Genomic DNA, 5,635 nt, shown 5'->3' with positions numbered 1-5,635 from the left:
CCCTGCACGGAGGCGGGGCGATGCGCCGTGTTATTCTGAGTGCTATTCTTCCCGGCTCCTCAGCCGGACTCGTGGATACGTCGGGCCCCTCGAAGCCCGCTTCTCAGATCGTGAGGGGGTCTCGCATGGGGCGTGGCCGTCAAAAGGCGAAGCACACCAAGATCGCCCGTGAGCTCAAGTCGTACAGCCCGAGCGTGAACTACGCCGCGCTGGAGCGTGAGCTCGGGCATCCCAGCGACGAGGGCGACCAGTACGTCGACAAGTGGGCCGACGAGTACGACGACGAGGACGAGCTCGAAGAGGAAGACGCCTTCGACAACGAGAAGGCCTGAGCCCGACCCGCTCTCACCCGCCACGTGGCGCCGACGCGGGCACGCGGCATCCGCTCGCGACGACCGCCCTCAGGACGTCTGCGTGCCCTCGACCCAGGCCAGGTATTCCTCACTGACCGTGCCCGTGACGTAGCGGCCGTCGAAGCAGCTCATGTCGAGATCCTCGACGTCGGAGCCCTCGAGGATCGCCGCCTTCAGGTCGTCGATCTCCTGGTAGACCATGTAGTCGGCGCCGAGCTCCTTGGCGATCTCGGGGATCGTGCGGCCGTGGGCGACGAGCTCGTGGCGGGAGGGCATGTTGATGCCGTAGACGTGCGGGTAGCGCACCGGCGGCGCGGCCGACGCGAACGTCACGCTCTTCGCGCCCGCGTCGCGCGCCATCTGGATGATCTCCTTGCTCGTCGTGCCGCGCACGATCGAGTCGTCGACCAGCAGCACGTTCTTGCCCTTGAACTCGCTCGACATCGCATTGAGCTTCTGGCGCACGCTCTTCTTGCGCACCGCCTGGCCGGGCATGATGAACGTGCGGCCGATGTAGCGGTTCTTGTAGAAGCCCTCGCGGTACTCGATGCCGAGCTTGCGGGCCACCTGCATCGCCGCGGGACGCGACGAGTCGGGGATCGGCATGACCACGTCGATCGTGCCGGCCGGGGTGTACTTCGCGATGGTGTCGGCCAGACGGTCGCCCATGCGCAGGCGCGTCTCGTAGACCGAGATGCCGTTCATGATCGAGTCGGGACGCGCGAGATAGACGTACTCGAACGAGCACGGGAAGAGCGTGGCCTGCTCGGCGCACTGCCGCGTGTGCAGCGTGCCCTCGAGGTCGATGAACACGGCCTCCCCCGGCAGCACGTCGCGCACGACCTCGAAGCCGGCGTTCTCCAGCACGAGCGACTCGGATGCCACGATCCACTCGTAGCGGCCGTTGGCGGCCTGGCGGGTGCCGATGATCAGCGGGCGGATGCCGAACGGGTCGCGGAACGCGAGGAGACCATACCCGGCGATGAGAGCGATCGTGGCGTACGAGCCCTCGACGCGGCGGTGCACGCGGCTCACCGCCTCGAAGATCTGGTCGGGGTCGAGCTCGAGCCCCGAGATGACCTGCTGCAGCTCGCCGGCGAGCACGTTCACGAGCAGCTCGGTGTCGGAGCTCGTGTTGAGGTGCCGGCGGTCCTTGTGGAACAGCTCGTCGGTCAGTTCACGCGTGTTGGTGAGGTTGCCGTTGTGCACGAGCACGATGCCGTAGGGGGCGTTCACGTAGAACGGCTGCGCCTCCTCCTCGCTCGACGCGGTGCCCTTCGTCGCGTAGCGCACATGACCGAGCCCGATCTCGCCCAGCAGCGACCGCATGTCGCGGGTGCGGAAGGCCTCGCGCACCTGCCCGCGCGCCTTCACCTGATGGAAGACGCCGCTGCGCTCGGCGGTGGCGATGCCCGTCGAGTCCTGCCCACGGTGCTGCAGCAGCAGCAGGGCGTCATAGATCTCCTGATTGACCAGCCCTTGGCCGACCATGCCGACGATGCCGCACATAGAGGTGTTACTTCGCTCCGGGGGTGAGGTGGGTGGCGGGGCCGCCGGCGTAAGCGCCGACGAGACGGACCGAGCCGCCGTCGACCCCCTTGGCGCCATGCTCGAAGTGGCCGTCGGGCAGGGCGCCGTCGCGCACGACGCCGACCTGCCACGTGGGGATGCCGGCATCGATGAGAGCGGATGCCGCGGCATCCGCCTTGTCCGCCGAGACGATCGCGAGGAAGCCGATGCCGAGGTTCCAGGTGCCCTCGGTCTCGACGAGGTCGAGCTGGCCGAGGTCGGCGAGCACACGGAAGACGGGCGCGGGCGACCAGGTGGAGCGGTCGAGCTCGACCCAGGTCGACCGGGGCAGCACCCGGGCGAGGTTGGCGGCGATGCCGCCGCCGGTGACGTGGCTGAGCGCATGGATGCGGTCGCCGAACGCGTCGATGAGGCCGAGCAGCGGCGTCGTGTAGAGACGGGTCGGCTCGAGAAGCGCCTCACCCCACGTCGTGCCGAAGTCGGCGGCGTTGTCGCCGTACTGGATGCCCGCACGCGCGACGATGTGGCGCACGAGCGAGAAGCCGTTCGAGTGGAGTCCGCTCGAGCCGAGCGCGAGCACGACGTCGCCGGACTGCACGCGCTCGTAGCCGAGCACGCGATCGGCCTCGACCACTCCGGTCGCCGCGCCCGCCACGTCGTAGTCACCGATGCCGAGCAGCCCCGGGTGCTCGGCGGTCTCGCCGCCGACCAGGGCCGTGCCGGTCTCGGCGCAGCCGTGCGCGATGCCGCGCACGATGTCGGCGATGCGCTCGGGGAAGACCTTGCCGCACGCGATGTAGTCGGTCATGAACAGCGGCTTCGCACCGACCACGACGATGTCGTCGACGACCATGCCGACGAGATCCTGGCCGATGGTGTCGTGCTTGTCGATGGCCTGCGCGATCGCGACCTTCGTGCCGACGCCGTCGGTGCTGGAGGCGAGCAGCGGGCGCGTGTAGCCCGTGAGCGCCGAGGCGTCGAACAGCCCCGCGAACCCGCCGACACCGCCGAGCACCTCGGGTCCGTGCGTGCGCTTGACGGCGGACTTCATGAGCTCGACCGCCAGGTCACCCGCCGCCGTATCGACACCGGCCTCGGAATACGGATTGCGCGGGGAATCGACCACGCGCCCAGCCTACCCGCGACGCGCGCACCTCCGCCCTACACTGGCGCCATGAGCGCCGGGGATGCGCAGTGGGTGGTCCGTGAGGATGCCGGACGCCCGGTTCTCCTCGCCCTCTATCTGAGGCAGGTGCTGGGGCTCCGCTCCCCTGACGAGCTGCCGGTGCTGCGCGGCATCCCTCTCGCCGACCCCGCCCGCGACGCCGACCTGCAGCAGACCCTCGAACGGCAGTGGCGCGCGTTCTGGGCCATGACGGTCGAGCCGCAGGCGCATCCGTCGCCCGTTCCCCTCGCGCTGGTCGGCGGATTCGAGACGCTCGTCGCCCTGCCGATCGAGGGAGCCGACGAGCTGCGCCAGCACATCGCCCCGCACGCGCGGCCGGCGCTCGCGTACGCCGAGCGTGCACACGAGTCGTATCGTGCGGATGCCGCCGCCACCCCGCGTGCGTCGGCGCGGGCATACCGCAGCGCGATCGCCGATCACGAGCGGCAGGTGGGCCGCCCCGCCCACTCGTTCGAACTGAACGTGCAGGTGCTACCGCTGGCTCAGCGCGGCGTGTGGTGGATCGGCTCACTCACGATCGCGGTGACCGACGGGCTGCGCGACGACGTGGTGGCGTTCGACTCGGCGCTGCACCCGATCATCGCCGACCTGGCGTGACCGGGCGCGTCACTCCTCGATGCGGATGCGGTCGCGCTCGACCTCGACCTCGACGACCCGGCGGCCGACGGTGCGATCGAGCACCACAGCGACCAGCAGCGCCAGCAGCACGCCGACGGCCACGCACACGAGCAGCAGGAAGCCGAAGACCTGCAGCTGCGTGTAGGTGACGCCCGTCACGCTCGTCTCGTCCGCACCGTGGAACGCGAAGGTCAGCACCATCGCGGCCACGAGCCCGACCGCCGCGCCGATCACGAGGAAGACCGTGAACTTCGGCGCGCGCCGCACCGTCGCGCGCTGACGCACGGGGGCCGAGGTGTCGGGGGTGTCGCTCACGCCTCCATTGTCGCACCGCGGTCGCCGCGCGGGTTCCGCGGCGGGAACCGCACAGCGCGCGGCGATGTCGGTGAGACGGCACGGTGCGCGGCGGGCGGGGTTCCGCCTGCCGCGCACAGTGCCGTCTGGCCGGCGGACCGACCGGCCGGCTGACCGACCGGGGCTCAGGCCCGGCGGCGCCGCACCACCAGCACCGCGGCGAGCACGGCGGCCGCGAGCAGCACGCCGCCGCCCACGAACCACGGCCACACGAGCGCGGTGTCATCGGAGGTGAGCTCGGCGCCCGCGGCCGTGACCTCGGTTGCGCCCGACCCGCTCGAGGACTGCGCCGCGGCCGCGCACCCGGACGGCAGGGCGATCGACGCCGACACCGGATCGAGCTGCTCCCCGGCCGAGTACGTGCCGAACGCCGCTGCGCCCGCAGGGGTGAGGGTGGTGGCGGCATCCGTCAGGGTGATGCCGGCTGCGTCCCGCACCGACGGGGTCAGGGCGAACTGGGCGAACCGCACGTCGTGCTGCGCCACGGCCTCACCGGCCTGGGTCGTGCCGGTCACGTCGAACACGAGATAGCCGACGTCTCCGGCGAACTCGATCCGCGCGTTCGCGAGCGTCGTGTCCAGAGCGCCGCCGTGACCTGTGAACCGGACGCTGCCGCCGAACATGACCGTGCCGACCAGCGCCTCGGGGTCGACGGCGCCGGTGCCCGTGGCCCACGAGAACACCGGGTAGGCGTAGGTCACGCCCTCGAGCTGCCAGCCGCCGGCGGCGATACCCTCGATGTAGGTGCGGAACGACTCCTTGACGCCCCAGTCGAGCGTCGCGGCGGTCGCCTGGCAGGTGCCGAGCGCTGTCGCGACGGCGCGGGTGAGCGTGAACGGGATGCCGCGGCTCACCGACCCCTGGAACGTCAGCGTGTGTGCGCCGTCGGCGAGGGTCGCCGGCAGCGTGCCGGTCCAGGTGGCGGTGCCCGAGGCATCCGCCGCCACCGTGTCGAGCAGCGTCGGCGTCGAGTAGACGACGATCGAGATGCCGGTCTCGCCCGACTGGAAGCCGCTCGCCGTGACGGTCACGCGGTCACCGGACTGCAGCGCGGCGAGGGTCGCCTCGTCGAGCTCGATGCCCGTGGTCGCCGGCGGGGTCGCCGGGATCGATCGGGTGGTGCGGACCGCACTCGACGCGGTCGCGACCGTGCCCGTCGCGCCCGCAGGCGCCGCCGCCGCCGCGCCGACGGTGAAGGTGAGCGGGTCGAGCGTGGTGGCGTTCCCGCCGAACACCTGTGTGCGGCCGGCGTCGGTGAGGGTCGCCGCCACACCGGCGTAGGTGACGGCGCCGCTCGCCTCGGTGCGGGTGGCGCCCGCGAGCTCGAGGGTGGCGAAGACGACCTCCCGACCGCCCGAGGTGACCACGAGGGCGCCCGCGGTCGCCGACGTCAGGCGGATCTGCGGGTTGGCGACGGTGACGTCCAAGATGCCCCCGTGCCCGACGTATCGCACCGAGCCGACGTACGAGACGGTTCCCATCGAGCCGTCGAACGTGCTGCCTGCGGCCTGACCGAAGCGGTAGACGCCGTCACTCAGGGTCGCGCCTCCCGACACGATCACGCTGCCGTGGGCGATCGGACCGGTCACGTAGC

At 71.2% G+C, this 5,635-nt stretch carries 6 protein-coding genes; 2 read left to right on the top strand and 4 right to left on the bottom strand.

What is annotated here, in order from left to right; translation table 11 throughout:
- Positions 1 to 125 precede the first annotated feature (125 nt).
- The gene (locus ASG00_RS15040) at positions 126 to 332 is read left to right on the top strand and encodes a DUF3073 domain-containing protein (protein ID WP_045247548.1); all 207 of its coding nucleotides are present in this window, start codon (positions 126 to 128) and stop codon (positions 330 to 332) included.
- Positions 333 to 401: 69 nt separating this feature from the next.
- Here the strand turns inward: ASG00_RS15040 and purF are convergent, their stop codons facing one another.
- Entirely contained in the window at positions 402 to 1,862 is a 1,461-nt protein-coding gene (gene purF / locus ASG00_RS01390) for an amidophosphoribosyltransferase (protein ID WP_056206271.1), read from the bottom strand.
- A 7-nt stretch (positions 1,863 to 1,869) separates the two neighbouring features.
- Complete coding sequence (gene purM / locus ASG00_RS01385; protein WP_056206270.1) at positions 1,870 to 3,009, bottom strand: phosphoribosylformylglycinamidine cyclo-ligase; 1,140 nt, start codon at positions 3,007 to 3,009, stop codon at positions 1,870 to 1,872.
- Between the two features lie 48 nt (positions 3,010 to 3,057).
- Here purM and ASG00_RS01380 point away from each other — a divergent pair, with 48 nt between their 5' ends.
- Positions 3,058 to 3,666 (top strand): hypothetical protein, encoded by a 609-nt coding sequence (locus ASG00_RS01380; protein WP_045247551.1) that lies wholly within the window; start codon positions 3,058 to 3,060, stop codon positions 3,664 to 3,666.
- 9 nt (positions 3,667 to 3,675) lie between these two features.
- On the opposite strand, the gene ASG00_RS01375 is transcribed toward ASG00_RS01380, so the two are convergent.
- Together ASG00_RS01375 and ASG00_RS01370 are read right to left on the bottom strand one after the other, a co-directional pair.
- Positions 3,676 to 4,002, bottom strand: coding sequence for a hypothetical protein (locus tag ASG00_RS01375; RefSeq protein WP_048809093.1), 327 nt, complete (start codon positions 4,000 to 4,002; stop codon positions 3,676 to 3,678).
- A gap of 164 nt (positions 4,003 to 4,166) precedes the next feature.
- Positions 4,167 to 5,635: HtaA domain-containing protein (locus tag ASG00_RS01370; protein ID WP_200930822.1), on the bottom strand; the 1,469-nt coding region annotated here is incomplete at its 5' end.

This window comes from Microbacterium sp. Leaf351 (assembly GCF_001423825.1).
In the GTDB taxonomy this organism is placed as follows: Bacteria; Actinomycetota; Actinomycetes; order Actinomycetales; family Microbacteriaceae; genus Microbacterium; species Microbacterium ginsengisoli.
Note: the sequence above shows the minus strand (reverse complement) of the source record. Positions and strands in the feature narration are given on the sequence as shown.